This window comes from Nostoc sp. NMS8, assembly GCF_017115045.1.
Lineage (GTDB): Bacteria > Cyanobacteriota > Cyanobacteriia > Cyanobacteriales > Nostocaceae > Nostoc.
In genome coordinates this window covers 117,814-144,124 of sequence record NZ_JABXKK010000035.1, presented here as the reverse complement: position 1 = coordinate 144,124, position 26,311 = coordinate 117,814, and the positions used below count along the sequence as shown (strand labels likewise).

Genomic DNA, 26,311 nt, shown 5'->3' with positions numbered 1-26,311 from the left:
TCAGCAGTCAGCACTCAGTACTCAGTACTCAGCATTCCTAAATGCAGTTGCGATCTAGGAAGCTAGTATTATATAGACTAGGAGAATAACTTTTTAGCCAAGATATCTCTTGAATTTTAAGCTACTTTTTAAGATAACTTTTCTAATGGAAATTACTGAATTCTTTGAACTTTCAATTGGACGATGGCGATCGCAGCGTAGCGGTCATCATTTAGCATTCGCCCATTTTGAAGAAGTGCTGTCTAACATTGACATTGAGTCTCTATCCACCGATGATCCGGCAGTAATAGCAATCTGTCAATTGTATGGCACTGACCCCGCCAGTATCACCCACCCCTTTCGGATGACTTGGGAAGGTGAGTCAGACTGGGATGATAAACCAATCTCTGGTACTACTGTGCTAGTGCCAATTCCCGATATCGAAAATTCTTCTAGAGGCAAACTACTACGAGACAAGGGATACGCCGAAACGATTCCCGCAGTGGCTAAGTATCATCTGAGTGATGATGGTGTTTTTACCCTACTAACAGAGTATGAACTAGCTGCTGCTGAGGAGCGAATTTGGTTTGCTAACCCAAATCTCCGATTTCGGGTAGCGATGATTAAAACCAGTGATGGTAAAGGTGTGACAACAGCTTCCTTTTCTTCAGAGATTCGCTCTTTGTCAAATTCAACCAGTTAGCAAATATCAGCTTAAAACATAAAAGCATACAAGCTCCTATATTTATGGAGATTGTAATACGTGAATTTTGAATTTGGAGCGAAGCGACGTGACTATAGCGCCCAAAGAATCCAGTACCAACGCCAGCGATTTGCTCACCTTAGCCTGTTGGATGGCAGGAGATTTTAGCAACTACAAGCAATCTTTTGCAAATCCGCAACTTTACGCCCACATTCACATTTATTTTCGTCCTTTACCGATTGAATTTTTTTCTGCCATCGGTTTTTATTCGGAACAAGCTTATGATCACGATTTATGGACACCGTATCGCCAGGGAGTACATAAACTAGTTGATTGGGGCGATCGCATTTATATCGAAAATTACAGCTTAAAAGACCCTATACTCTATGCGGGTGCTGCTCGTGAATTAGATATCCTCAAAACCATCACCCCAGAAAGCATCGAACGGCGTTATCACTGTTCAATGGTTTTCCAACGAGAAGGTGAAATGTTTCGAGGCAGTGTAGAACCAGGCAATCAATGCCTGATTAAGCGTAATGGATGCCAGACATATTTAATCAGCGAAGTAGAAGTAACCGAGCATACTTGGCTAAGTCTAGATAAAGGCATGGATCTTGAAACCCATCAGCAAATATGGGGATCAACTGCTGGCCCATTGCAATTTGAAAAACGAGAAAGTTTTGCTGATGAACTACTTGCGGTGAGCGCATTATGTTAATTCAGCTTGAATCTGTTAAATCCAAAATGTTACCTCCACAGGCTGAAAAAAAGATGCGCTGCTGGATTCGCAGCCGCCACTTGATTTGTTCGGGTAATTTTTTTATATTCGAGACATTAGAATATACCACGATTGAGAGATTCTCTCAATGTGTTGCGTCTTTAGGAGGAACAACAATATCCGTTGACCCCATTAATAAAATATGGATGGGCGCTCATCGTCAAGTTATCTTATATCAGGCAAAAGCTAGTTTACATACGCCTCATCATACCTTGAAACAATACTGGATAAAATACGGTGGTTTGTACACTAGATTTGATGAGCGTCCTTGAGAGTCCCTATCCTGGGGAAATTTTTCTGACAACTTCAAAATTAAATTTTGAATTTTAAATACTCCCCAAGGAGGTTGACGGCTAATTGTTAATGTCTAATTGCTAATATCTGATCGTGATTAGCTGTTAGTTATTAACAGTTAGCCGTCTAAGTTTGTTAGAAAATGTAACTAAAAAGCTCCCGAAAACTTGATAAATTAATCGTGACTGTAAAGGGAATTAGCAAAGCTTAGTAGTTAGGCTTTAGTAGTTATTGCTAAAACTAAGTGCTGAAAACTAAAAACTAACAACCATTTATGTTGAGCAAAAGTAAGCAGCCAGATAATAACAGGTTGAAAATTTAGGCAAAGAAGTTTTTAGATTTTTGATTTTTGAGAGCCAATTGCTATTTTGCGGGTTCTCCAAAGTCTCTTAACCTAACACATCGGCTACTTTTGACTTCTGCGTTTCTTGCGTGTCTCGTAAGAAGCGGTACTAGCTCCCATTACCTTTAAAAGTCATTAGTTACCTCCTACCCACACGAACCCAAATATGCAGACCTTCATCGACGACAAAACCGGCCGACGCCAATATCAAGCATTTTCCCAAACAGAACCCATCGAATTACGGACTATTGCTTCAGCTGATGACATCGAAATTGTAATTCGGGCAGTTTATCGGCAAGTATTGGGTAATGCCTACATTATGGAAAACGAGCGGCTTATCGTTCCAGAATCCCAACTCAAGCAAGGCCTAATTGATGTTCGTGAGTTTGTGCGTCAGGTTGCCAAATCAGAGTTGTATCGCTCCAGATTTTTTAATAACGTTTACCGCTACCGTGCGATTGAACTGAACTTTAAACACCTATTGGGTCGCGCTCCTGATGACTACTCCGAGACAATTTATCACAGCAATATTTTAGATGAGAAAGGTTTTGAGGCAGATATTGATTCTTATCTTGATAGCGACGAGTATCTAGATGCCTTTGGGGATAACATAGTGCCATATTACCGGGGTTACAAAACCCAAACGGGTAAAAAGATATTGGAATTTACCAATATGCTACAACTCGTGCGGAGCAATTCTAGCAGTGATAAGAACGTAGTAACGAATAATGAACCACAATTGGTGCGATCGCTAATTACCAACACTCCTTACGGTAAACTGAAACCCACCGATGTGAGTGCAATACTTGCTGAAATATTCAAGCCAAAGCCAGAAACTACTGCTCCAGCCTTTATTGCAACTCCCACAGCAAGCGAACAAAGCTTACGGCAAAAGATTCAAGACCAAGAAAGCCAGATTACAGCTTTGCAACAACAACTAGCAGACTTAAGACCCTTTGCTAGCATCGGAGCAACAAAATTTAGTAGTAGTTGGCAATCTTCCAGTTCTGTTAGCAGCACAAGCGAATATACATCATTGCAACAGCAAGCTGACGCCCAAGCAAAACAGATTGCAGCTTTGCAAGAGCAAATTGCTGATTCTCGACGGTCTGCCACAATTGGAGAAGCCCGATTGAATAAGTGGCGCAGTCGTGTTTTTAATGGCTAATTTCTCTATTATTTCCTGATATTTTCTGAGTCACCTTGAAACAACAAATAATCAGAAAGTGTCTGAATTAGGGAACTCTAAGAAATAAATTATCCAATATTGTGGGGTGGGCAACATGAGCGCCCAGTCTGTATGGCTCTCGTGTCGCCCACCCCACAAGAGCTAATTGAATATTTTTTTATTTGGAAGTCCCTTATTGTTTTAATAGACTTGCAACTTATGAAAAAAGCTATCGGTTCTCGATATCGTACTTATGGACTAATTGGGTTAATATCTTTAACCGCTATATTAAGTACAGCTACATCTGCCCTAACACAGTTAGCAGGCGATTCCCCAATTGGGCAAACTCCTATCCCCGCTTCTAATTTAATCTGGCCGACTCAAGGGTTTATTTCTCAAGGCTTCCGCAAATATCAACATGAAGGAATTGATGTCGCCGGGTCATCTGGAACTCCTATTGTTGCTGCTGCATCCGGTATAGTTATCAAAGCCGGTTGGGATAATTGGGGATTGGGAAATGCCATAACCATCAAACATCTCGACGGTAGCACTACTGTTTATGGTCACAATCGCCGTTTGTTGGTGAGCAAGGGTCAACAGGTCATTCAAGGTCAAATTATTGCCGAGATGGGATCTACAGGCAATAGCACAGCACCTCATTTGCACTTTGAAGTTCATCCAAATGGCCAAATAGCAGTTGACCCTCTTCGTCTGTTGACATCCGTAACTGCAAGTGTTGGCTCTGGTTCTAGAGTTCAGCAAGTGGATAATCCCAACCTCCCAATCTCGACACCCCCAGTAGCAAAGCAAGTTTCACCTTCACAGCCAATTCCAATAGATTTTGCGCCTGTAAGCACTGATACTAAATGCAATGGAATTACCATCATTGAAGGTGAGACTGCAAGCACTCGTGTAAAAGTCTGTAAAGAAAATGGTCAGCTATTTTATATTGGGCAGTTAAAGCAAGATTCAAGCCAGCCGATAAAGATACAAGCTTTGAATATTGGTAAAAGCAGATATCGAGCAGAGAATGGTAGCTTTTCTTATTTAATCACTCCTCAAAGAGTGGAAGTTTGGCGAAATGGTAGTCAGATACGTTATGACAATTTTTATACTTTCACAAAATCGCCATAGAGTATTTGCTGACTAGAAATCGGGATTATACAAGCTCTCATCCACCGACCTGGATTGAGAAAAAATCAAGGGTTTTTGTGAAAAATTAACTGTTGATTGCAGCAAGTGGTACTGGGCTATTTGGCACAGAGCCATTACTTAGGATAGGCTGGCGGGTTTTCAAGTCAAATTTGAAGCCATGTGGCAAAATATGAAGTTTTGCTCCACAAATTGCCAAAGACTCATCCTTCAAAATTTCGCCCATATTGTTATATGTAGCCTCTGATTCATCAACAATCGTCACCGCACCTTCACCAATCACTTCAACTTGATTATCTGTAACTACCATCGCGGTATTTTCGTCAATACCAAATCCCAAGACAGCAGGTTCTAATATTAAAGCTGAAATTAAGCGCCCCAAACGTCCACGCTGTGAAAAATGCTGGTCAATTACTACCCCTGGTAAAAATCCCAGACCTGGGCCCATTTCAACAGTTTCAATCCGAGGATGTGTCTGGGAGTCACCTTCTACAATCATTTTATCTGGCATCACAGCAGCGCCCGCGCTTGTACCTGCGATAACTACACCTTCAGAGAAGCGCTGGTGAATTGCCGCATCGATTTCAGTATCCTTAAGAATACTGGTAATCCGAGCTTGGTCTCCCCCTGTAAAAAATACACCAGTTGCTTTCCTAATAGCTTCCAATGCGGTAGATGAAGATGCATCTTCACGAGTTTCTGTATCAATGATGCGAGTAGTTTCGGCTCCCAGTCGCTCAAACACTCTGATATAATTTTCCCCCACTTCTCTTGGTAGTTCTGTCGCTGCTGTCAGAATGACAATGTACGCTTTTGTACCGCCAGCGCGTCGTACAAAGTCCCGCAAAATTACGGAATCTCCCTCTTTATCTTCGGCTCCCCCAATAATTACCAACTGCCGCTTGATATTACTTTCTACCATGATGCCCCCTGAATTTGAGTTAATAAATTTCACTAAACCATGACAATTAAAGCTATTAAATCATCCCTTTGGTAGATTACTTGATACAAATAGGGTTAACATTTGCGTAGACGCATTAGCGAAGCGGTAGCGACGTTCGCGCAGCGTCTCGCAGAGAAGGAGCGTCAGCGGCTTGTCGTTAGACATCGCAATTAGATCAAAAGATTTATCCTAAAAAGTACCTAAATTTTCGTATACTCAATAAAATGCACAACGTCAACTACCTCTAGAAGTATTTCCTAGAGGCATTGTTGGCTATGTGACTAAGAGTAATTGGTATCTAACTCTAGCTGGGTGCAATTAGATGATATTTAATGGCAAATGCTAATGAATCCGGCTTCTGTAAAGCAAGTTAGTTAAGAAAAAACGTGCTTGTTCTAGTGGGAGATGCCTGGGTTTGCCTTGGTAAACAATTTGATACTCATCCATGTCTGCCCCATCTCCATGCCCAGAAATCAGCTTTTGGTGAAAAGCTTCTTCAGCGAGTTCTCGAATTTCATCTCTTAGAGCAGCTTGTGTGCTATTCATACCTTTGCTGTCTTTTTAATACCCCACATTTATTTATACACTTTCTTAAATGAGTGTTGCACCTTTCAAAAGTTATATCTCTGATGATTCATGAGGATGAATTGACTGTTATTGATTCCTGGCTGAGGAATGGGGATTTAATTATGCCTTGAGATAGTTGAAAATGCTTACTAATAGAGTTAACTTAGGTTCTGATTAGTTGAATGGCCAAGCCACTACTCTCCAAAATCAATGTCAACTAATCTACAATCAACAGTTCTGAGTAACCATAACTCAGTGTTTAAAATTAAGGGTGTCAGCCAAAGGTTCGTAATCAATGGTTCTACAAAAAAGCAGTGAATTAGTCCGCGTTAATGCTAGAAGAACGGATGTATTCGATATTTTCAACTTCAAGCATTACATTGGCCCCAACCCCTATTTAGATGTTGGGGCGCTAGTATTCGATTTTGCTCTAATTGACTCTAGAGAGCCTTTGCCCATTGAAGATTATATTGCGAGCATTGGCGATCGCTATCCAAATCTTCGCGATCAAGCCTACGAGTCTTATGCCCATCTCTTTGCTCAAGTTGTCTCCGAAGTCGGCAAGTTAGATATGGATTTACACCTTAACCACTGGAGTGTTAAGCCATATCCACATCTCACCCGGATTAGTGTCCAATCATTACATGAACGCACAACTAGAGAGGTAGTTTACTTTGTTTGGGATTGGTTTGAAGCCATTACCCAAGACGAAGACTTCACCTTTGATGAGCAGTTGGTGAGGTTGCAAGATAGATTCCGCGCATCTGTCTACGGTGGCCCCACGGTTTACGCCCTATTGCGAACAGCCTACGAGAAAGGTATTCCCGCCTTTTATTTGTGGGAAGAAGGATTGATGCAATATGGTTTGGGAAAAAAACACGTCCGGGGGGTAGCAACAACATTTAACTCTGATAGCCATCTAGATTCGGAGTTTACCACCCGTAAAGACGACTGTAAGGCATTTCTAAAAACCTTGGGTTTTCCGGTACCTGAAGGTAATATTGTCTTTTTCGAGAAAGAAGCTTTAGCAACAGCAAGAGAAATTGGCTACCCAGTGGCAGTTAAGCCAGTAGTAGGTCACAAAGGAATTGGTGTTACGGCTGATGTGCAAGACTCAAAAGAACTGGTATCTGCTTATAATCGCGCACTGGCAGCGATTCCCGAAAATCAGCAAACTCGAATAATTGTTGAAAAAAGCATCTCAGGATCGGATTTTCGTTTGTTGTGTGTCAATGGTCGATTCGTTGCCGCCACAGAACGCCGTCCAGCATCGGTTGTTGGTGATGGGTATTTAACGCTTGCAGAGTTAATTCGCCAAGAAAACCGCAAACCTGCACGTTTAGACACGCCAACTTCGCCGATGAGTAAAATTCAGATTGATGAAGCGATGGAACTCTATCTAGAGGAACAACGCTTATCATTAGAAAGCGTGGTTGAGAAAGGACGTACTGTTTATTTACGTAAAGTCGCCAATCTTTCAGCCGGAGGTATAAGCATTGATGCAACCCCGACAGTTCATGCTGACAATATTATTTTGGCCCAAGATATTGCCCAACATTTCCAGTTGACTTGTTTAGGGATTGATGTCATTACCAAAAGTCTCGCAGAATCTTGGAAGTCTAGTAACTTTGCCATCCTGGAAATCAATGCTGCACCAGGGGTTTTAATGCATCTTAAACCTTCTGTTGGTGAAAGTGTTGATGTACCTTCTCATATTTTAGAAACCTTTTTTGAGTCGGGTGCAGATGCCAGGATACCAATTATTACCTTTAACAAAATCTCAGTTGAAGAACTGCAAGCGACGATTGACCATATCCTTTTGCAACATCCCAATTGGACAATAGGCGCTGTTTGTCGTGATGGCGTTTTTGTGAATCGCGCGAAAAAAGTATTAAGCAAAGATTACAACAGTAATGTCCAAACTTTGCTGCGTCATCCCAAACTTGATTTGCTGATTGCCGAGTACCCTGAAGACATCCTCGAAGAACAGGGTATATTTTACCAAAGTAGTAATCTCGTAGTTTTGGATAATCCCACCGAAATTGAGATGATTTTGGTGCGGGATGTTTTTGATAGTTCGACTGTGGTAATTAAAAAAGGCAACGGTATTTCTATTCGTCGCCAAGGGTTGATTGAAGATTATACCTTGGGTGAAGATGAACCATTTACGCGGGTTTATTTGAAAGAAACCGGGACAATTTTGTGAGTTAACTAAGAAATAAGAGTTAAATAACATACAATTTATGTCCCTGGATTACCTCACCCTCAATCCCTCTCCTTTACAAGGAGAGGGAAGCTAGAGATAGGCGTTTACTTGCAGCAGTTTTTGCTAAATACAAGTTCCTAAGTGAGTCTCGGCAAATCTCCAACTATAAGACAGACTGTTTTCAGCCTAACTCCCCTAATTGGCTGGTTTTCTTGTTTCTTATTGGTATAAGTTTGAGTAAGTCGGTTTGAGAAACTGGTGCATCTGCTTTTGAAAAAAGCGACGATAGACACACAGTTAATAGTCAAAATAGTTGCTGCATCAAAACCTAATTTGTTTCATTTATGGCTTTAGTCATTGCTGGGGAACGTAGTGGGGTGGGTAAGACAACAGTCACGCTCACCCTTTTAACATCTTTACGCCGTCGCGATCGCTTGGTACAATCTTTCAAGGTAGGCCCAGACTACATTGATCCGATGTTTCATCAACACGTAACCGGTCTAGCTTGTCGTAATTTAGACCCCGTGCTGACTTCTGAAACCTACATTCAGCAATGTTTTACCCGTCATAGTCAACTGAGTGAATATGCCCTCGTGGAAGGGGTGATGGGATTATTTGATGGAGTTTCGTCATTGGTCACTAATCATTTGTCATTTGTAAAAAACAAAGGACAAATGACAAATGACAAAGGACAAATTACAGATTTTGCGAGTACGGCACACATTGCGCGACTTTTAGATTTGCCTGTGGTGTTGGTGATTGATTGTAGTCGTTTATCTGGTTCTGTGGCTGCGATCGCTCACGGCTATCGATCTTTTGATCCCCGAATTAAAATAGCTGGGGTAGTGTTAAATCGCGTCGGGAGCGATCGCCATCTCTCTCTCCTCAAAGATTCCCTAGAACCCTTACAACTACCCATTCTCGGCGTACTGCGGCGTCAAGATAACATCACAATTCCCGATCGCCACTTGGGTTTAGTACCCACCGCCGAACTCCCCGAACTCAATGCTTTAATTGATCGCCTCGCCGATTTAGGAGATACTTGCTTCGACTGGCAACGCTTATTACCTTTATTAGAATCAAAACCTCTCGCCTCACCTCCCTCATCTCCCCCATCTTCCTCATCGCCAGTTAAAATTGCAGTAGCCCGCGATCGCGCTTTTAATTTTTACTACCAAGATAATCTCGATTTGCTGCAACAGCTTGGCGCAGAACTACTTTTCTGGAGTCCATTAGAGGATGCTGACATCCCAAAAGATATCCAGGGAATGTATTTTGGCGGTGGTTTCCCGGAAGTTTTTGCCCAGCAACTAGCAGAAAATACCAGCGCTCGTGATGCAGTGAAAACGGCGATACTTAAAGGAATACCTACAATTGCCGAATGCGGCGGATTGATGTATTTGTGTGAGCAAATTGTCGATTTTGAGGGTAAATCTTGGCCAATGGCGGGAGTTTTACCAACATCTGCTGTGATGGGTGGGCGTTTAACTTTGGGGTATCGTCGGGCAGTAGCTTTGCAAGATAATCTGTTAGTGAATACAGGTACAACTGTTTACGGACATGAGTTTCATCGTTCCCATTTAACCTCAACTCCCACTCAGTCCTTATTTGCAACTTCTCGCTACGACTGTGACGAAAATATGGGATACGAGGGATGGGGTTTGCCTGCAAATGTTCATGCCTCTTATGTGCATCTGCATTGGGGAGAAAGTGTAGAGATTCCCCAGCAGTTTCTTAAAGAATGTCTGAAAGTAGCATCTTTGAAAGCTGAAATTATGGGTTCAGAAATGAGTGCCGATCTTACTCTCTGCTAAAAACCCCCGGATTTGTTCGCGGGGGATTCGTTACACTCATGTCGTCATTCAATCTGCGAATTAGACGGGATAACTCACGAATGATATTCACCGCGATTTCGGGAGTTTCTTCGATCGCATCATAAAGTTGCTCTTGTGTCAGTTCTAAAAATTCACAAGGTTCTAAAGTCGTGGCAGTGGCGGATCGAGGTTGAGTATCAAATACTGCCATCTCACCAAAGTATTTTCCCTGCTCCACTTCTGCAAGTTGTTTATTTCCAATATGAACTTTAACTCGACCTGACACCACAATATAGAGCGATCGCCCTTCTTCTCCCTGTCGAAAGATGGTGTAATTAGCTGGAAATGACAATTCGTTCATCACTGAAGTGAGCCGCACAATAAAATCATCCCGCAATTCCTTAAAAATCGGGACTCGCCGGACAAATAATAAACGGTCAACACTGGTTAGCATAATTACAAGTTAAAATTCAACATTAGTGAACATCTCAAAACTGAAGTTGAGGGCAATTAATTATCTTAACCGATGTTAAATGCTAGTCGCCAAGAATATCCCAGCCTTTAGCATTTGATCAGGGTTTCTCTTCTATAGGAGCGATGCCTACGGCGGTAAACTACGCGCCTAAACTTCTCAGATATTAACTCAGTATTCGGTATGACGAACTGCTACTTTTCCCGATGCGGTTTAGCCGGAAGTGTTTTCGTCACTTATGGTACAGTTGTCAATCACTTTTATTTATCCTTTTAAAAAACAAGAGTATTTGATCTTATTTCCTTGAAAGCCATAATATTGACTCCATGAGCTCCCAAGGTACCTTGCTGAGAAAAAAGTACCAATTTGATTAGGCATCGCCTCTAAAAATTGGTTTATTGGCTGATTAACAACGAATATCGATCAGTTGTCGTTAGGTAAAACAGTCACAAAATTTCCTTAACTGCTCTCATTGGCAGAAGCAGAGAAGGACTAAGAAAAACAGCATTGAATTACTGTGAGTAAGAATTATGAGTTGGCTAATTAGTACGTTAATTATTGGAATCTCTGCTGCTTTTGCAACCACCTTTGACGATAACTTATATTTGACGGCTTTCTTCGGGAAAGTCAATCGCAGCTTTCGTCCAAAACATGTTGTTATCGGTGAATTTCTGGGATTTACAGCCTTAGTGTTTGCTAGTCTGCCTGGATTCTTCGGTGGTCTGATTATTCCCACTACCTGGATTGGTTTGCTGGGTTTGCTTCCCGTCGCCATTGGTATCAGTAATCTCATCAATCGAGAAGAAAAGGGAGAGACAGTACAAGCGGTATCAGTTGATTTAACCTCTCATGCAAAATCTGCACGCCAGAAAAAATCACTATTAGCAACCATCCGCGATCCGCAAACCTACCGCGTTTCCAGTGTCACCATTGCCAATGGAGGAAACAACATTGGAATTTATGTACCGTTGTTTGCCAGTAGCAATCTTCCAAGTTTGGGCGTAATTCTGTGTGTTTGCTATTTCACTGTTGGGGTATGGTGTTTTCTCTCTTACAACCTGACTCGTAATCCTCTCATGGCTCCCGTTTTAACTCGCTATGGTCGAAAAATCTTCCCCTTTGTCTTAATTTACTTGGGACTCTCCATCTTGATTAAAAGTGAAACATATCGACTTTTACCTAGTCTGGCAATGCTTGGGAACTAAGTATGAGGCGATCGCAATTCCTGATGTCAACAAAAAATCAGCGATCGTTTCCCATCCAAAAAGATTTATCAATCACTTAAATTTATCAATATGAATAACAATAATATTTGCTCTTATCAATCAAGTTATCTAAAGTGAGAATAAAGCACATTATCGATGGCTCTTATAAAAGCAAGCCCACCAATAGGAATCAGATTATGAAGGAACTAATGAATCAATCAAACTCTAAAAAATTAACTCAGTGGCTCGTAAAAGCAGTATTTCTGGTATTTGTAGCCGGATTTACTCTGCTTATCCAGCCCAGTGCTAGAGCGCAAACACTAACACCATCGATATCTGCGGAATCTGAACTAGCTCCAGTTGAATCACTAATGAAGCCTATAACCGCACCAGTGATATCACCGATATCGCCAATGGAGCCTGTGACAGTACCAGTCATATCACCGATATCGCCAATAGTCTCTGTAGCAGCAAACGTTAGACATTTATTACAAACCAATGAATGTGTCGGCTGTAACCTCGCTGGAGCAATGTTAAAGGATGCAAACCTGCAAGCAGCAAACTTAAAGGGTGCAAACTTGCAGAATGCAGACTTAGAAAGGGCTAACTTGCAGCAAACAAACCTACAAGGGGCTAACTTTCAAGGAGCAGATTTAGGCAAAGTAAACCTTTTGGGAGCAAACCTGGTGGGAGCAAACCTATTTGATGCAGACCTAGAAAAAGCCAACCTCCTGGGAGCAAATCTGCAAACCGCTAACTTACAAAACGCAGACTTTGAAAATACAAATCTCACAAATGCAAACATCCAGGGAGCTAACCTGATGGGCGTTGATTTGGAAGATGCAATCAGACCAGAAGGATTCGCTATTCAGTAATTACAGACCACACGGTAGGGGCACAGCATTGCTGTGCCCTTATGATTGTACAAATTGAATAACAAACATCAAAAGCCTGTATTCATAGCTGAATCAGGCTTTAATTAATTTGTAATTAGTAATAAACGCAGACACAAAGGTACTTATCGCAGGCTACCACAGAGAGAGGAGAAATAGAGAGGACATTTAAAAAGTAATTATTTTTGGTAACATCAAAGCCTCTTCCCAGAGGGCTTTCTAGGATATTCTGCGACTTTTCAAACATTCTCTTAATGGCAAAATATTGTTAGTCAATTAATTCCATCAATTCTTTTGTTTCCAAATTAGCTACTACAGGTTGAGAACATGCAATTTGAGGAGAGATAGAGCAAATCGCCTCTGTGGTTGTTTCAAAACAATTTGATAACCCAATTGTCCTTAACAATCCTGTACGTTCCAGTAGTTGTTGGACTTCGGGTTGTAAACCTGTGAGAATTAAGCGGCAATTGTGCCGTTCCAAGTCATGATAAATATCCTCTAGGGCGACTAACCCAGTTGTGTCCATATTTGGCACAAACCGCAACCTCAGAATTAAATACTTTACTTCCGGTTCATCGCGGAGGAAGGTAGCAAACCGTTCAGCAGCACCAAAAAATACCGGGCCATCTACCCGATAAACGGCAATTTCTTTACCTAACTCTAGAGGCGTACCAGGGGGAAATACTTCAGTTTCAGGTATTTTAACTAAGCTTAAATCGCTCATCCGTTTAATGAATAAGGCTCCGGCTGCAATCAATCCCACTTCGACGGCGAGAACTAAGTCAAACAAGATTGTCACTAGCCAGGTGAGAATCATCACCGCAAAGTCGGAGTAGGTAGCACGCATCAACAAACCAATGGCTTCCCATTCAATCATCCGCAGACTAACCACCATGAGAATGCCAGCGAGTGCAGCTAAAGGAATCTGTGCTGCTAGCGGTGCTAAAGTTAAAACGATGATGGCTAAGGCAAGTCCGTGAATTACCCCAGATAGTCGGGTTTTGCCGCCAGAACGGACATTCACAGCAGTCCGAGCGATCGCACCTGTGGCGGGGATGCCACCAAAAAATGGCACAATCATATTAGCCAAGCCTTGACCAATTAATTCGCGATCGCTATTATGTTTTTCGCTGACTGTCATGCCATCAGCCACTACCGCCGATAGCAACGATTCAATACTTCCCAGTGCCGCTAAAGCCAAAGCCGGATTGATTAGTTCTCGAATCACACTAAAATCATTCCAGTGGGGAATACCTTGAGGCATCGGTAAAGATTGGGGAATTGTGCCAATTGTTGGTACATTTAGATGAAAAGCAGAAGCGATCGCAGTTGCTAACACCAGTCCCACTAAAGAACCTGGTATTGTCGTATTGATCCTCGGCCATAAAAGATTGGTGGCAATCACCACAACTGCTAAGGCAACAGCCGCCCAGTTTAAAGCTTCTACATGAGTTAGACTTTGCCAAAGTCCCGACAAAAAATGTTCGCTACGTGGTAATTTTAAACCAAAGAAATTATTTAACTGACCACAAAAAATAATGACGGCAATACCATTGGTAAAACCTGCCGTCACTGGATAAGGAATAAACTTAACTAACTGTCCTAGTTTGGCAACCCCCAAGGCAATCTGGATAATTCCAGCCATCACCCCAGCAATCCAAACTTTCTCAAGGCCGTATTTGGCGACAATTCCCACCAAAACTACAGCCATTGCACCTGTTGGCCCTGTAATCTGTACTGACGAACCACCAAAAATTGCGGCGACAATTCCCGCCACAATTGCGGTGTAAAGTCCCGCCTTTGGTTCCACACCACTGGCTACCGCAAAGGCTAAAGCTAAAGGCAATGCTACCACTGCTGCTGTTAGTCCTCCCGTCAAATCGCCACGCAGTCCACCAAACAAGCGACTCAAGCGCAAAAGCAATGGTTCTTTGAGGATATTAGATGTTGCCATATCGTCATTTTCAACTCTTATACACAATTTGCTGAAGCACACACAAATGTTATTCCATCTTTTCGGTAGATTTCATCAGGGTTGTCGAGAATTCCCTGATTGCGTATGGGTTTTGGTTCAAGTTAGCCTATTTGCCGATTAATAAAAGCGCAGGTTGACTTGACAAAGTAGATATAGTGTATATACAAGAGTTAGCGATCGCTACAGAGTTCTTTAGCAGGGAAAAATTCTCTCATAAGGTTGAGAGCGATCGCTTATATTTATCCGCAATAATAAATTAACTTATAGGTTTTTTGTTTATTTATTCCCACCCTTCAAAGTTCACATGACTAAAGATATGCAACGCGAATTTACCAACCGCGATGATTTGTTAGCTTACCTGCGCGAACAATTTCCAGGTGCAGCAGAACGCGATGGCCACATCAGCGAAACTGTGGGGGGACACAAAGCCGCACAAAAAACGCTGCAAAAAATTGACCCAGTTCGCTACGCCCAAACACGTAATTTCTTCACAGGTGCAGTCACGCGACTTTCGCCTTATATTCGTTATGGAGTTTTGAGTTTGCGAGAAATTCGAGATTATGTCCAAAACCTAGTACAACACCAAGATGATGCTACGAAACTAATTAACGAGTTAGGTTGGCGCGACTACTGGCAACGGTTGTATATAAAGTTAGGGAATGAAATCTGGAAAGACCAGGAAGAGTATAAAACTGGTTACACTGTAAGCGAATATGCACCCGAATTACCGCAAGATATCAGAGAAGGAACCAGTGGCAGAGTTTGCATCGACAGCTTTAGCCGTGATTTGAGAGAAACTGGCTATTTACATAACCACGCACGAATGTGGCTAGCAGCTTACATTGTCCATTGGCGGCGTATTCGTTGGCAAACAGGAGCCAAGTGGTTTCTTGAACACCTTTTAGATGGAGATCCTGCTAGTAATAATATGTCATGGCAGTGGGTTGCTAGCACTTTTAGTCATAAACCGTATTTTTTCAACCGTGAGAATTTAGAACGCTACACCAAAGGCGTTTATTGCCAAAAATGTCCGCTTTATGGTCATTGTGATTTTGAGGGCAGTTATGAAGAATTAGAACAGCGACTTTTTCCCAAAGGCGAATTTAGCAAACAAGCTAACAGCCAAAGTTGGCAGCGTGGAAAGAAGAAGTAGGGGAAGACAAGGGGGACAAAGAAGAGAAAAATGATGACAAATGACAAATGACTAAACCAATTGTTTGGATACATGGAGACTGCCTTAGCCCAAATAATCCCGCATTACAAAAATACCCCGATGCGCCAGCTATTTGGGTTTGGGACGAGGCTTTGATAGAAGAATGGCAATTGAGTCTCAAACGCATCGCTTTTATCTACGAATGTTTGTTAGAGTTACCCGTTGTTATTCGTCGTGGCAATGTGGCACAAGAAATTTTAGCTTTTGCTCAAGAACATGATGCGAATTTAGTTGTCACACCCAATAGTCCCAGTCCCCGGTTTAATGATATCTGTAATCAAATGGAGCCTTCTATAGCAGTAGAAGTGCTAGAGGTAGAACCATTTTTTGACTATGACGGCTATATTGATCTGAAACGGTTCTCGCGCTATTGGAAAGTGGCTCAAAATTATATTTCCTCACCCTAAGTCCTTCTCCCAAATTGGGTTAAGGCTAAAAACCTTAGGACTTACGCATTGACAGACATGAAATCAATTCGCAATTCGCAATTAAACTAAGCCTGACACTAGGGGTGGAGTTTCTACCTACCTTGAGACAGAAAGATTTTTTCTCTACGAGACGCTACCGCGAACGCGCCACTTGCGGGCGTTCGCGTAGCGGGACGAAGTACGGTTTTCAACCTTCACTTTTTTTATAAACAAATGTGCATTACTTCTCGTTACAAGGCAGAACCTTGTAATGAGGTAACTAAGTAATTTTTACGAAGACGCAACAGTATAAATTAGTCTACGCTCTGAGTAATAAGGTTACTCAGATAAGTTTATGGGACTTTACGACCAAAATCAATTATCACAGGATGCCCTACGAAAGTTACGCGAAGGAGCAAGCCACTCCAGAGTAGCCCAAGAAATTGCTCAACGAGACTATGCAAAAGCTCAAGCCGAAGCTGATAAATGGGAACAAGAATATCAACTTGCTATGCAAGGAAGTAATCAGGATTTAATTAGTCAAGCAAAATTCCAAAAGGAACGATATCAAGCAATTGCTAGTAGACTAAAAAAGCTTGTAGGGGAGCAACAACCACAAGTAGACGCAATTAAAAGTAGTTTGAAATCTTGGGAGCAAAAGGTTTCAGAAGCACAAAATGAAGTATTAAGTTTAAGTAGCAAGCCTAGTAACAGTGAGTTTTCACCGACATTCATTAAGTTTGAACATGAAGATATTGATGTATGGGTTGATGATGAATTACAGCAGATGAAAGAAGCATTATTGCTACCACCTAAATCTAAAAAGCAAACTAAAGCTAAAAACGACAGCAAAGTGCTTTTATCAGAGGCTATTCTTGAGACACAAGAAGCTGTGAACAGTGCCGTTACCAATCAAGAAAGTATTGAGAAATATTTTGAAAACGCCCAGAAAGAAGCTAAATACTGGAACGAAAAAGCTGAGACAGCTTTGAGAAACAATGATGATGATTTGGCCCTTCAAGCTGTAGTAAATAAAAAAGTTCAAAATAAAATTGTGCTTATTCTTCTAACTCAGCTTCAACAGCAGCAAGCAATAGTAGCTGTACTCAGACAAAATCTGATGAATCTAGAAAATTTCAAGAAAACATTAGGCAATGACACAAAACTCTAAAACAGGTGCAGTATTTATTGCAGGCGGAACCATTGCAGGTGTTGGTGTTTCCACAACGGTAGGCGGGATGGGACTAGCAGGTGGATTTGGCGCTGTTGGCATTGGTACAACTCCTGTAGTGGCTGCTGGCGCTGTAGCTGGGGCTGCTACTTATGGCGCTTTTAAAGCCATAGTAGAGGGAGATGCAGCTGCCTTCGCTACAATGGGAATGGGTGCAGTCGGCGGTGCTGGTGTTTATAGTGTCGTCGGTGGTATGGGTTTAGTTGCACCGAAAGTAGGGCTAGCATTTGGGATTGGTGCAGTACCAATGGCAGGAATTGGTGCAGTAGTGGGACTCGCCGCCTATGGTATTGCCAAACTGTTAGACGAATCTGGAATTAGCGAAACTCCAGCACAGCTTTTTGAGCGGATGGAAGAGAAAGTTTTGCAGATGGGCTACTATTCCGAAGCAGTGATGGAATTAGAAGTATTTTTATCTGGTGAGGATCTCAACCAAAAATTTGCTGGTTTGGAAATCGAGGATGAGTTACAAGCACTTAAGGCTAAATTCAATAAAAAATCAGAATTTGTTACGCCTAAAGCTTCTACTCCCAAGATTGAACCAGAAAAAATATCTCTTACAACCCAGCTACCTGAAACTTGGAGATGTGTACGCACACTCAAGGGACACTTAGGGGCAGTTAATGCGATCGCAATCAGTCCTGATGGTACTACCTTAATCAGTGGCAGTGATGACAAACAAGTTAATTTGTGGAATTTGAAAACCGGAAAATGGCTTTACACATTCTCTGGACAAGCAGAAGCAGTTTTATCAGTTGCTATCAGCCCTGATGGACAGCAGATTGCAAGTGGTAGTGTCGATTGCAAAATCAGCAGTTGGCAGATAGACACAAAAAAATTTCTCCGCACATTCTTTTATTTAAACTCTGCTTATAGTCATAATGGTTTTGTTAACTCAGTAGCCTACAGTCCTGATGGAACAATTCTTGCGAGTGGTGCTGCCGATAAAAGGATTAGAATTTGGGGACGCTATACGGGAACAGTAAAACGCACTTTGAATGGACACTCAGACGCAATTTTGTCTGTCACAATCAGTCCCGATGGTAAAATCCTTGCAAGTGGTAGTGCCGATAAAACTATTAGGCTTTGGGATACCAAAACTTGGGAACAACGCTATATTCTCAGTGAACATTTGGGTGCAGTGAATACAGTCGCCATCAGTTTTAACAGTCAAACTCTTATTAGTGGTAGCACAGACGCCACAATTAGACTGTGGAATCTCCAAACTGGAGAATTACTTTCCACTTTGACTGGACACACAGGGGCGGTTTTGTCTGTTGCCATCAGCCCCGATGGAAAAACCCTTGCCAGTGCCAGCCGAGACGGTACAATCAAACTTTGGAACCTCCAGACTGGGGAATTACTACAAAATCTTTCTGGGTGTAATCCCGTTGCTTTCAGCCCTGATGGTAAAACGCTGGTAAGTGGCGCTAATGGCGGAAACATCAAGATTTGGAATGAATTTACTCTCGACTCTGGGTTATCTGGGGAATGGTGGGAAGTCTTGGGCGTAAATCAGAGCGATCGCCCCAATGTTGTTAAACTTGCCTACCGCCGATTAGCAAGATTGTATCATCCTGATGTTAATAGTTCTACAATTGCAAAAGCCTCAATGCAAGCAATTAATCAGGCTTATAAAGAATTCCAGCAGGTAACATAAAGTTAGCAGTTTATCGATGCTAGTCAAAATATAAATAATATTTGAGGAGATAAGCTGTTGCACCTTTAATTTGCACTAATATTTTTCCAATATGATTGTGGGATGGGCGAAAAGCCTGCCCTGATAATGCAAGTTGTATACGTAACAGCTTAGTGTTATGTTTCAACATTGAGTAGAATCGATAAATTTTGAAGAATTTGCCGAATGGAAAGCAGAGAGCGGCAGATATGAATTGCATGTAGCCCTGTCAAAGTGACACGATCTCCTTGCCATACAGAGCATGGAAATACCCATAAGCGAGGCTTTGCCTATAAGCGGTACTCACACACCCCATTTCATCTGTCAGCAGGGTAATATATTTAACCCTTGAGAAGTATTGACATATTAAGTTTTTCGAGCATTCATATTGCATATTTTGAAAAAAAGTTATAAGTTATTTAATAGGGGAATAATCTGACTTCTTAGTGTCAAAAACCAATCCGGCTCAAGTAAATATACTGTAACCAGTTTTAACTTCACACAATTCCTAAACAGCACTGAAGATATGTTTTTGTTTGGTAAAGCAATGATTCTGGACAGACAACAGAAGAATAAATAATCTAAAAATATATCTTATGTGACTGTTTTAGGAATAATGTTACTACTTGGGCTGGAAAGCAACAACTATAATTCACCAAAACAGTAATAGATTACAAGCAATTAACTAACAATAAAGTGGCATAAATATCAGCAAATTTATTCCTTGTTAGTTGATTATTTTTTTGAGAAATTATCTTTGCTATTCAAGGAATCGTTTTTGTTATGCTGAGAATAGCAAAAGTAATAAATAAAGACGCATCTACCACAAATTCACGATCCTTATGGAGTAATTCTGGCAATGCACCTAAACGAATTAGAAACTACTGAGAATTTAAAAGAAGTGGAAGAAGCATGGATAGCACTAGAAAAATCAATTCTCTATTATCAAGGTCGCCCTGTTGGGACAGTAGCCGCTTATGATGCCTCTGTAGAAGCGCTCAATTACGATCAGTGCTTTGTGCGAGATTTTGTCTCTTCTGCTCTAATTTTTCTGATTAAAGGTAGAACCGATATTGTTCGTAATTTCTTAGAAGAAACCTTAAAGTTACAGCCTAAAGAAAAGGCATTAGATGCCTATAAGCCAGGACGAGGATTAATCCCAGCTAGCTTTAAAGTGATATCAGAAAATGGGCAAGAATCTTTAGAAGCAGACTTTGGTGAACATGCGATCGCTAGAGTTACACCTGTAGATTCTTGTCTATGGTGGATTATTTTATTGCGTGCTTATGTAGTCGCCACAGAAGATTTTTCTCTCGCCTATCAACCTGAATTCCAAAATGGGATCAGGTTAATCATGGAAATCTGCTTGGCCAATCGTTTTGATATGTACCCAACGCTGTTGGTTCCAGATGGCGCTTGTATGATTGACCGTCGTATGGGCATTTATGGGCATCCTCTAGAACTACAAGTTCTTTTCTACACGGCATTACGTGCATCTCGTGAACTACTAATTTGTCAAGGTAACTCTGATATTGTTGAAGCCATTGATAACCGTTTACCTCTTTTATGCGCTCATATCCGACAGCATTATTGGATAGATATTAATCGCTTGAATGCAATTTATCGCTTCAAAAGTGAAGAATATGGCAAGGGTGCTGTTAATCTATTCAACATATATGTAGATTCTGTTCCCTATTATGAATTAGATAAGTGGTTGCCTAAAAAAGGTGGTTATCTAGCAGGTAATGTTGGGCCGTCACAGCTAGATACTCGTTTCTTTTCGCTCGGAAACTTAATGGCAATTATTTCCGACTTAGCCACCGAAGAACAGTCACAAGCGATTATGACTCTCATTGAAGAACGATGGGATGACTTGGTGGGAGATATGCCAATGAAAATTTGTTTCCCCGCTTTAGAACATGAAGAATACAGGATTGTAACTGGATGCGATCCTAAAAATATACCTTGGTCTTACCATAATGCTGGTAGTTGGCCAGTTTTAATGTGGATGTTGGCAGCTGCGGCTGTGAAAACTAACAAAACAAGTCTTGCACAAAAAGCGATTGAAATTGCCCAACCACGTCTCATTGAAGATGAATGGCCAGAATATTACGACGGTAAGAAAGGGCGACTGATTGGGAAACAAGCTAGGAAATATCAAACTTGGACAATTACTGGGTTCTTATTAGCAAAAGAACTGATGGCAAACCCGACATATTTACCATTAATCAGCTTTGGAAAATTACCGGCAGAACAGGTTTCTAGAGCGTGTGAATTTGAAATTGCCAGTGTAGTAGACCCGTATATGTCTCGATAGGGAAGTTAAAATACAAAAGCCTTCTGACTCCTGAATCAAGTTTCCATGAAAAACCCCCGTCAACTAGCTTTTATCGCCCTGCGAGATGTTCATAAGGGGGCTTATGCTGATGTTGCCCTAGATAGAGTACTGCAAAAAGTTGATTTGGCTGATTGCGATCGCCGTTTGGTGACAGAATTGGTTTATGGGAGCGTCAGAAGGCAACGCACCCTCGATACTCTCATCGATCAACTCGCTAAAAAGAAATCTCATCAACAGCCTCAAGACCTCCGCACTATCTTACATCTGGGCTTTTACCAGCTGCGTTATCAAGAGCGTATTCCCGCCTCAGCTGCCGTTAATACCACAGTCCAACTCGCTAAAGAAAACGGTTTTTCTGGACTCACAGGTTTTGTTAACGGTTTATTACGCCAGTATCTCAGATTATCAGGGGGAGCAATGGAGCAAGGGGGCAAAGGGGCAGGGGAGCAGAGGAGCAAAGGGGCAGAGGAAAAAGATTCTTTGTTACTTCCCCAGCCCCCAATTTCCTATTTCGATCCATTACAACTTCCAGAAAACCCAGTGGAACGCTTGGGCATTTTACACAGCTTTCCTGACTGGATTATTCAAGTTTGGCTAGAACAACTGGGTTTAGACGACACAGAAAAACTATGTGAATGGATGAACCAATCACCAACAATTGATTTGCGTATCAACCCTCTTCGTACTTCCATCGAAGAAGTTGAGGCGGCTTTGCAATCTACTGGTATTTTGGTGAAACGAATTCCTCATTTACCCCAAGCTTTACGATTTATTGGTAATACTGGGTCAATTCAAAAACTACCAGGTTTCAAAGAAGGTTGGTGGACTGTACAAGATAGTAGCGCTCAGTTAGTAGGTCATTTGCTCGACCCCCAACCAGGTGAGGTGGTAATTGATGTTTGTGCTGCACCAGGGGGTAAAACAACCCACATTGCCGAATTAATGGGGGATAAGGGTAAAATTTGGGCTTGCGATCGCACTTCTTCTCGTCTTCGCAAACTCCAAGAAAATTCTCAACGGCTGAATTTACAATCTATTCAAATTTACACTGGCGACAGTCGTCATTTTACCCAATTTCAAAACATCGCAGACCGCATATTACTCGATGCTCCATGTTCCGGTTTGGGAACCATGCACCGTCATGCTGATGCGCGTTGGCGACAGACACCAAAATCTGTCCAAGAACTTTCGGTGCTGCAACAAGAATTATTAACACATACATCAAATTTTGTCAAGCCTGGTGGTGTACTAGTTTATGCCACCTGTACACTGCATCCAGCAGAAAATGAACAAGTAATTTCGGCATTTTTAGCTAAGTCACCTGATTGGCAAATTGAGTCTCCCAACGGTCTTGAGTTACCTGATTCTGCCGAGATCGCGCCACAAGGATGGTTTAAAGTCTGGCCGCATCGGCAAGACATGGATGGGTTTTTTATGGTGCGCTTAAGAAAAACCAATAATTCCGAATGAATACTGTTTGGGATTGTACGATTTGGTGGAGGCCTGAATCTACCAGAGGAGGCAGCAATGGTTTCCCCTTCCAATGTGAAAAACTTAGTAAAAATCCTGATTGGAGCAGCCTGGATCGATGGCAGAATCCAGGCAGAAGAGCGGCAATATCTCCGCGAAATAGCTCAAGCAAAAGGTTTAGCTAACGACCCAGAAATTAAACCTTGGTTGTACGAATTAGTTCCTGTACAGCCAAAAGAGTGCTATGACTGGGTGCGGGAGTATTTAGGCGATCGCCCCAGCCTTGAAGATTGTGAAAGTCTAATTGAAGCCATTAGTGGCTTAATTTATAGCGATGGCGAAGTGGCCGTCGAAGAAGCCAGACTACTGACGGAATTGCAGGATATAGCGAAGCAGAATGACTCAACTCAACCAGTTCATACTGCACTTCTCAAACAAATTCAAAAGCTTTACCGCCGTTGGGTTGAAGTGCAAAACTAATCATAGTCAAAAGTCAAAAGTTTAATAACTAATGACCAATGACCAATGACTAAATTATGACTTCGGTTCACCCAGACCCGGAGTTTCTTCTTTTTCAATCTCAGGTACAAAATCAGGACGCTCTTTGCTTTCCCAACCTGCGGGGCGTTTTGAGTTGTACCAAGCTATTGACCCAATAGTGACAGCAGCAATAAAACCAACGACATACACCAAAGTAAAAGCCACGGGAAAATGAGGGCCAGCATCTATAGCTGGTGCTGCTGTTTGCATAAAAAATAAATGCATGATTATATTCTCCAAGGTTAGGTAACAGTACTTAACACACTATAATACGAGCGTATCACGTAACATCCCCCCGAAGTTGAGTTTTGAGTAATTATTGTATGGCAAAGAGCAGGGAGCAGGGAGAAGAGTTTTCCCCTCCGCCCCCCGCACCCTGCCCCTCTGCCTTTTTTCAATGCCCCTTCCTCATTGCTGAGGAGGTCTAAGTCTATCCCGCCAGCTTGGCTGTGGTGATGAAGAACCTGAAGAACCGGAACTATTGCCAGGAGACGACTCTGACCGAGTTCTTCGAGGCGGGGCAGAATCAGATTCTACTCTTCTTCGCCGCCGTGGAGTAGATGATTCTTCTGAAGAGTTGGAATTTGATTCGCCGTGATCGCGCCTTCTCCGTCTTGGGGTAGAATCGCTTGATTGCTGTTCATCTTGAGAATAGCTCCTCCTGTTTCTCCGTCTCCGAGATGAACCACTATCCTCAGAATTAGAATTTCTCGCACTTTCCCCTTCTGAGTCATCATCAGAGGCAATAGAACGATTTAGCACTTGTTTGGGTTTGATGGACTGGGCTTTGATTGTGCCTTTGCGACCTTCTAATTTGGGTCGTTTGGGAAACTTTTCTACTGGCATCCCCTCTACCGCTTTTTCCATAAATTCGTGCCAGGTGTAAGCGGCACTACTACTACTGCCATCTGTGGGACGGTTATCATCGTTACCTAGCCAGACTCCTGTCACCATCTGGGGAATGTAGCCAATAAACCATAAATCGCGGGCTTCGTCTGAGGTACCGGTTTTACCTGCAACTTGTCTATTATCTAATTGGGCAGCACCACCAGTTCCCGCCTCGACAACGTTGCGTAGCATCCAAGTCATAATGGCGGCACTGTCAGCGTCAAGGGCCCGTTTGGAATTGAAATTAGCTGACCAGATTACTTTGCCTTGGCGGTTGAGGATGCGGGTAATACCATGAGGTTCTGTGTGCAATCCCTGAGTAGCAAAACTACCATAAGCGCTAGTCAACTCTAGTAGATTGACTTCATTTGAGCCGAGAGCCAAGGAGTAAGTAGGCTTGAGTTCAGATTTTATCCCCATATCATGGGCAAGTTTAATCGTGGGCGTAAATCCCACATCAATCAACACCTTCACCGCAATAATATTAACAGAGCGGGTGAGGGCATCCCTCATGTTCATTGAACCCCGGAAGTTTTCACTATAGTTTTTCGGTTCATAGCCATCAACGACAAAGGGCGAATCCTCATAGCTATCGTAGGGGCTTTTACCGCTAGCGATCGCAGTCGCATACACAAACCCTTTAAATGTCGATCCTGGCTGCCTTTGTGCCTGAGTAACCCGATTAAACTGGTTTTTACCAAAGTCTTTTCCCCCCACCATTGCCTTAATTTCACCGCTGCGGGGGTCAATGGCCACCATTGCTGCTTGCTTAAAGTTTTCCCAGCGTCCTTGATTTCGCAACGTTTTCCCAACTGCCTCTTCTGCCACCTTCTGCCAACTTGGGTTGAGTGTGGTTTCTACTACTAGACCCCCACTTTTTAGCACGTTAGCAGAAACATACTTCGGCAATTCTTTTTGAATGTAGCTGGTAAAGTAGGGTGATTCTACTTGGACTCGTTTAGGCGAACTGCTTTTGAGGGTTAATGGCTCCTGGATGGCTACTTGCCTTTGTTCTGGGGTAATAACTCCATCTTCTTGCATCCGTAACAATACTAGGTTACGCCGCCGGATTGCCGCTTCAGGATTTTTGTCTGGAGCGTACAGGCTAGGAGCGGGGGCTAATCCCGCAATCGTTGCCATTTCTGCTAGAGAAAGTTGGTCTGGCGACTTACTAAAATATACCCAGGCTGCATCTGCCACACCGTAAGCTCCAGATCCCAAATAAACCAGATTCAGGTAACGCTCTAGAATCTGATCTTTAGTTAATTCTTGCTCCAGTTTTTGGGCTAGGCGGACTTCTTTGAGTTTGCGCCAGATTGTCTGTTCTTGTTTCAAAAACAGAATCCGCGTTAGTTGTTGGGTGATGGTGCTACCACCTTCTACCACACCTTGCGATCGCAAATTATTCAAACCCGCTCTCACAATCCCTTGCGGATCGACTCCGTTATGTTGTTTAAATCTTCTATCTTCTGAGGCGATGAAAGCTTTTTTTAAATTATCTGGTATTTGTTCCAGCTTTAGCTGTTCTCTGGTTGCTTCACCTTGTTGTTGTAATATGCTGCCATCAGCAGCTTTAATGGTCAGTGTTTGCTCTCTGAGTACGGCATTCAACTCGGACTGATCTGGCAAAGTCCGATCTATTGAATTGATGCCATAGATCAAAGCAACTATTCCACCACCTACACCCAAGCCTGCCCAAAACCATAAGCGGCGGTAGAATGGTTTACTGCCAGTTGACCGATTGGCCTTCGTCCTAGATGGTAAAATTTTCATTTTGCTCGGTAACTGCCTCGTCTGCGCCAGATTTGCTGGTGGTAAGCTCTCATTTGTTCCTCCTTATCCAGAGTCACTCAAATTAGTTGGTCTTCGCTTGAACCAGGAGGTAAGCTTCCCCACGTCAGTTCCTCGCTCAAAGTAGTAACTATACAACTAACTATCAATCAGCTTTGGGGTTATAGCACTACCTTTGTGTTAGTATAATATCCCATAAATTAATTAACTAAATTCATCATAAAAATAATGTTTTTTAGATTTGATTAATTTAGGTTTGTAAA

Annotated in this window: 22 protein-coding genes; 16 read left to right on the top strand and 6 right to left on the bottom strand. The window is 42.2% G+C overall.

The window, feature by feature from the left end:
* Positions 1-145: 145 nt before the first annotated feature.
* From HWQ39_RS05475 to HWQ39_RS05455, 5 genes are all read left to right on the top strand, one after another.
* Complete coding sequence (locus HWQ39_RS05475) at positions 146-682, top strand: phycobiliprotein lyase (protein ID WP_292842399.1); 537 nt, start codon at positions 146-148, stop codon at positions 680-682.
* An 88-nt stretch (positions 683-770) separates the two neighbouring features.
* Positions 771-1,400: a chromophore lyase CpcT/CpeT gene (locus tag HWQ39_RS05470; protein WP_292842397.1), complete on the top strand. Its 630-nt coding sequence runs from the start codon at positions 771-773 to the stop codon at positions 1,398-1,400.
* A complete protein-coding gene (locus HWQ39_RS05465; protein ID WP_292842395.1) occupies positions 1,394-1,732 on the top strand; it encodes a CpeR family transcriptional regulator in 339 nt (112 codons plus the stop codon). The genes HWQ39_RS05470 and HWQ39_RS05465 overlap by 7 nt, the downstream gene beginning before the upstream one ends.
* A gap of 531 nt (positions 1,733-2,263) precedes the next feature.
* The gene (locus tag HWQ39_RS05460) at positions 2,264-3,265 is read left to right on the top strand and encodes a phycobilisome rod-core linker polypeptide (protein WP_292842393.1); all 1,002 of its coding nucleotides are present in this window, start codon (positions 2,264-2,266) and stop codon (positions 3,263-3,265) included.
* 219 nt (positions 3,266-3,484) lie between these two features.
* Positions 3,485-4,399 (top strand): M23 family metallopeptidase, encoded by a 915-nt coding sequence (locus tag HWQ39_RS05455; RefSeq protein WP_292842391.1) that lies wholly within the window; start codon positions 3,485-3,487, stop codon positions 4,397-4,399.
* Positions 4,400-4,484: 85 nt separating this feature from the next.
* Here the strand turns inward: HWQ39_RS05455 and HWQ39_RS05450 are convergent, their stop codons facing one another.
* Together HWQ39_RS05450 and HWQ39_RS05445 are read right to left on the bottom strand one after the other, a co-directional pair.
* On the bottom strand, positions 4,485-5,339 hold the full coding sequence (locus HWQ39_RS05450; RefSeq protein WP_292842389.1) for a cyanophycinase: 855 nt from the start codon (positions 5,337-5,339) through the stop codon (positions 4,485-4,487).
* A 363-nt stretch (positions 5,340-5,702) separates the two neighbouring features.
* Positions 5,703-5,906: a hypothetical protein gene (locus HWQ39_RS05445; protein WP_179067772.1), complete on the bottom strand. Its 204-nt coding sequence runs from the start codon at positions 5,904-5,906 to the stop codon at positions 5,703-5,705.
* Positions 5,907-6,222: 316 nt separating this feature from the next.
* On the opposite strand from HWQ39_RS05445, the gene HWQ39_RS05440 reads away from it, so the two are divergent.
* Both HWQ39_RS05440 and HWQ39_RS05435 read left to right on the top strand, forming a co-directional pair.
* Entirely contained in the window at positions 6,223-8,133 is a 1,911-nt protein-coding gene (locus HWQ39_RS05440) for a cyanophycin synthetase (protein ID WP_292842387.1), read from the top strand.
* Between the two features lie 344 nt (positions 8,134-8,477).
* Complete coding sequence (locus HWQ39_RS05435) at positions 8,478-9,947, top strand: cobyrinate a,c-diamide synthase (protein WP_292842385.1); 1,470 nt, start codon at positions 8,478-8,480, stop codon at positions 9,945-9,947.
* Here HWQ39_RS05435 and HWQ39_RS05430 read toward each other — a convergent pair.
* On the bottom strand, positions 9,934-10,401 hold the full coding sequence (locus tag HWQ39_RS05430; protein WP_179067769.1) for a Crp/Fnr family transcriptional regulator: 468 nt from the start codon (positions 10,399-10,401) through the stop codon (positions 9,934-9,936). The genes HWQ39_RS05435 and HWQ39_RS05430 overlap by 14 nt on opposite strands.
* A 548-nt stretch (positions 10,402-10,949) precedes the next feature.
* Here HWQ39_RS05430 and HWQ39_RS05425 point away from each other — a divergent pair.
* The gene (locus HWQ39_RS05425) at positions 10,950-11,624 is read left to right on the top strand and encodes a cadmium resistance transporter (RefSeq protein ID WP_292842382.1); all 675 of its coding nucleotides are present in this window, start codon (positions 10,950-10,952) and stop codon (positions 11,622-11,624) included.
* A gap of 209 nt (positions 11,625-11,833) precedes the next feature.
* Positions 11,834-12,499, top strand: a complete 666-nt coding sequence (locus tag HWQ39_RS05420) for a pentapeptide repeat-containing protein (protein WP_292842380.1) — start codon at positions 11,834-11,836, stop codon at positions 12,497-12,499.
* A 286-nt stretch (positions 12,500-12,785) separates the two neighbouring features.
* Here HWQ39_RS05420 and HWQ39_RS05415 read toward each other — a convergent pair whose 3' ends face one another.
* Complete coding sequence (locus tag HWQ39_RS05415; RefSeq protein ID WP_292842378.1) at positions 12,786-14,471, bottom strand: SulP family inorganic anion transporter; 1,686 nt, start codon at positions 14,469-14,471, stop codon at positions 12,786-12,788.
* A 325-nt stretch (positions 14,472-14,796) separates the two neighbouring features.
* On the opposite strand from HWQ39_RS05415, the gene HWQ39_RS05410 reads away from it, so the two are divergent.
* The 7 genes from HWQ39_RS05410 to HWQ39_RS05380 all read left to right on the top strand — a co-directional run bounded on the left by HWQ39_RS05410 (position 14,797) and on the right by HWQ39_RS05380 (position 23,309).
* Complete coding sequence (locus HWQ39_RS05410; protein ID WP_292842376.1) at positions 14,797-15,645, top strand: FAD-binding domain-containing protein; 849 nt, start codon at positions 14,797-14,799, stop codon at positions 15,643-15,645.
* A 47-nt stretch (positions 15,646-15,692) separates the two neighbouring features.
* The gene (locus HWQ39_RS05405; protein ID WP_292842374.1) at positions 15,693-16,112 is read left to right on the top strand and encodes a hypothetical protein; all 420 of its coding nucleotides are present in this window, start codon (positions 15,693-15,695) and stop codon (positions 16,110-16,112) included.
* Between the two features lie 355 nt (positions 16,113-16,467).
* Positions 16,468-17,283, top strand: a complete 816-nt coding sequence (locus HWQ39_RS05400; RefSeq protein ID WP_292842372.1) for a hypothetical protein — start codon at positions 16,468-16,470, stop codon at positions 17,281-17,283.
* On the top strand, positions 17,267-19,003 hold the full coding sequence (locus HWQ39_RS05395) for a DnaJ domain-containing protein (protein ID WP_292842370.1): 1,737 nt from the start codon (positions 17,267-17,269) through the stop codon (positions 19,001-19,003). Before HWQ39_RS05400 ends, HWQ39_RS05395 begins: the two co-directional genes overlap by 17 nt.
* An 877-nt stretch (positions 19,004-19,880) precedes the next feature.
* Positions 19,881-21,338, top strand: coding sequence for a glycoside hydrolase 100 family protein (locus tag HWQ39_RS05390; RefSeq protein WP_292842368.1), 1,458 nt, complete (start codon positions 19,881-19,883; stop codon positions 21,336-21,338).
* A gap of 45 nt (positions 21,339-21,383) precedes the next feature.
* Positions 21,384-22,829, top strand: coding sequence for a 16S rRNA (cytosine(967)-C(5))-methyltransferase (locus HWQ39_RS05385; RefSeq protein ID WP_292842366.1), 1,446 nt, complete (start codon positions 21,384-21,386; stop codon positions 22,827-22,829).
* Positions 22,830-22,886: 57 nt separating this feature from the next.
* Positions 22,887-23,309, top strand: coding sequence for a TerB family tellurite resistance protein (locus HWQ39_RS05380; protein WP_292842365.1), 423 nt, complete (start codon positions 22,887-22,889; stop codon positions 23,307-23,309).
* Between the two features lie 54 nt (positions 23,310-23,363).
* On the opposite strand, the gene HWQ39_RS05375 is transcribed toward HWQ39_RS05380, so the two are convergent.
* Both HWQ39_RS05375 and HWQ39_RS05370 read right to left on the bottom strand, forming a co-directional pair.
* Positions 23,364-23,594, bottom strand: coding sequence for a hypothetical protein (locus HWQ39_RS05375; RefSeq protein ID WP_292842363.1), 231 nt, complete (start codon positions 23,592-23,594; stop codon positions 23,364-23,366).
* Positions 23,595-23,777: 183 nt separating this feature from the next.
* Entirely contained in the window at positions 23,778-26,030 is a 2,253-nt protein-coding gene (locus HWQ39_RS05370) for a transglycosylase domain-containing protein (RefSeq protein ID WP_292842361.1), read from the bottom strand.
* Positions 26,031-26,311 lie beyond the last annotated feature (281 nt).

Coding starts and splice junctions, on each gene's coding strand:
- HWQ39_RS05475 (WP_292842399.1), top strand. CDS start 146: ATGGAAATTACTGAATTCTTTGAACTTTCAATTGGACGATGGCGATCG.
- HWQ39_RS05465 (WP_292842395.1), top strand. CDS start 1,394: ATGTTAATTCAGCTTGAATCTGTTAAATCCAAAATGTTACCTCCACAG.
- HWQ39_RS05460 (WP_292842393.1), top strand. CDS start 2,264: ATGCAGACCTTCATCGACGACAAAACCGGCCGACGCCAATATCAAGCA.
- HWQ39_RS05455 (WP_292842391.1), top strand. CDS start 3,485: ATGAAAAAAGCTATCGGTTCTCGATATCGTACTTATGGACTAATTGGG.
- HWQ39_RS05450 (WP_292842389.1), bottom strand. CDS start 5,339: ATGGTAGAAAGTAATATCAAGCGGCAGTTGGTAATTATTGGGGGAGCC.
- HWQ39_RS05445 (WP_179067772.1), bottom strand. CDS start 5,906: ATGAATAGCACACAAGCTGCTCTAAGAGATGAAATTCGAGAACTCGCT.
- HWQ39_RS05440 (WP_292842387.1), top strand. CDS start 6,223: ATGGTTCTACAAAAAAGCAGTGAATTAGTCCGCGTTAATGCTAGAAGA.
- HWQ39_RS05435 (WP_292842385.1), top strand. CDS start 8,478: ATGGCTTTAGTCATTGCTGGGGAACGTAGTGGGGTGGGTAAGACAACA.
- HWQ39_RS05430 (WP_179067769.1), bottom strand. CDS start 10,401: ATGCTAACCAGTGTTGACCGTTTATTATTTGTCCGGCGAGTCCCGATT.
- HWQ39_RS05425 (WP_292842382.1), top strand. CDS start 10,950: ATGAGTTGGCTAATTAGTACGTTAATTATTGGAATCTCTGCTGCTTTT.
- HWQ39_RS05420 (WP_292842380.1), top strand. CDS start 11,834: ATGAATCAATCAAACTCTAAAAAATTAACTCAGTGGCTCGTAAAAGCA.
- HWQ39_RS05415 (WP_292842378.1), bottom strand. CDS start 14,471: ATGGCAACATCTAATATCCTCAAAGAACCATTGCTTTTGCGCTTGAGT.
- HWQ39_RS05410 (WP_292842376.1), top strand. CDS start 14,797: ATGACTAAAGATATGCAACGCGAATTTACCAACCGCGATGATTTGTTA.
- HWQ39_RS05405 (WP_292842374.1), top strand. CDS start 15,693: ATGACTAAACCAATTGTTTGGATACATGGAGACTGCCTTAGCCCAAAT.
- HWQ39_RS05400 (WP_292842372.1), top strand. CDS start 16,468: ATGGGACTTTACGACCAAAATCAATTATCACAGGATGCCCTACGAAAG.
- HWQ39_RS05395 (WP_292842370.1), top strand. CDS start 17,267: ATGACACAAAACTCTAAAACAGGTGCAGTATTTATTGCAGGCGGAACC.
- HWQ39_RS05390 (WP_292842368.1), top strand. CDS start 19,881: ATGCACCTAAACGAATTAGAAACTACTGAGAATTTAAAAGAAGTGGAA.
- HWQ39_RS05385 (WP_292842366.1), top strand. CDS start 21,384: ATGAAAAACCCCCGTCAACTAGCTTTTATCGCCCTGCGAGATGTTCAT.
- HWQ39_RS05380 (WP_292842365.1), top strand. CDS start 22,887: ATGGTTTCCCCTTCCAATGTGAAAAACTTAGTAAAAATCCTGATTGGA.
- HWQ39_RS05375 (WP_292842363.1), bottom strand. CDS start 23,594: ATGCATTTATTTTTTATGCAAACAGCAGCACCAGCTATAGATGCTGGC.
- HWQ39_RS05370 (WP_292842361.1), bottom strand. CDS start 26,030: ATGAAAATTTTACCATCTAGGACGAAGGCCAATCGGTCAACTGGCAGT.